Raw genomic sequence first — 760 nt, 5'->3', positions numbered from 1 at the left:
ATCCAAATGATACCAGTACTTCGTGCAAGGAGAGCCCTTATGTCCAAACCCAAAATTGCCATCGTCGTCGGATCGACGCGCGCCGCTCGTTTCGCCGATGTGCCAACCCAGTGGATCGCCAAGATCGCCAAGTCGCATGCCGACATCGATGTCGAGATCGTCGACCTTCGCGACTTCCCGCTGCCGTTCTTCGACGAGGTCGCATCCTCCGCATGGGCGCCGTCGCAGAACGAAGTGGCACAGCGCTGGCAGAAGAAGGTCGCCGAATTCGACGGCTTCATCTTCACCGCCGCCGAATACAATCATGGCCCGACGGCGGTGCTGAAGAATGCCATCGACTACGCCGCCAATGAATGGAACAAGAAGCCGGCCGGCTTCGTCGGCTATGGCAGCGTCGGTGGCGCTCGCGCCGTCGAACAGCTCCGCCTTCATGCCGTCGAATTGCAGATGGCGCCGGTCAAGTCGGCCGTCCATATCGCCTGGGGCGATTTCCTCGCCGTGCGCCAGGGCGAGAAGAAGCTGGAAGACCTCGAGCATCTGAACCAGGCCGCCACGGCGCTGGTCAACGACGTTGCGTGGTGGGCCAAGGTGCTCAAGGCAGCGCGTCAGGCCGACGCCGTCGCCGAGGAAGTCAAGGCGGCCTGACCGCCGGTTCGAATTATCCTCCCAAGGCTCCGGCGCGGCGCTTGCGCCGCCCTTTTTCAATTCTAACGGCTCAAACCGAAAGCTGGCGCCGGATCGGACGACGCGGCCGACACCG

General features: G+C 62.8%; 1 protein-coding gene. It reads left to right on the top strand.

Annotated features, from left to right (window positions below):
• Positions 1-39: 39 nt before the first annotated feature.
• Positions 40-645 carry an NADPH-dependent FMN reductase gene (locus EN925_RS38190; RefSeq protein WP_013530052.1) on the top strand — a complete coding sequence of 202 codons (606 nt, stop codon included), beginning with the start codon at positions 40-42 and terminating at the stop codon, positions 643-645.
• Positions 646-760: the final 115 nt, after the last annotated feature.

The sequence above is a fragment of the Mesorhizobium sp. M7A.F.Ca.US.006.04.2.1 genome, assembly GCF_004022915.1.
Taxonomy (GTDB): domain Bacteria; phylum Pseudomonadota; class Alphaproteobacteria; order Rhizobiales; family Rhizobiaceae; genus Mesorhizobium; species Mesorhizobium ciceri.
Note: the sequence above shows the minus strand (reverse complement) of the source record. Positions and strands in the feature narration are given on the sequence as shown.

Bases quoted from the DNA above. Each gene is read 5' to 3' on its own strand.
- EN925_RS38190 (WP_013530052.1), top strand. From the start codon at position 40: ATGTCCAAACCCAAAATTGCCATCGTCGTCGGATCGACGCGCGCCGCT.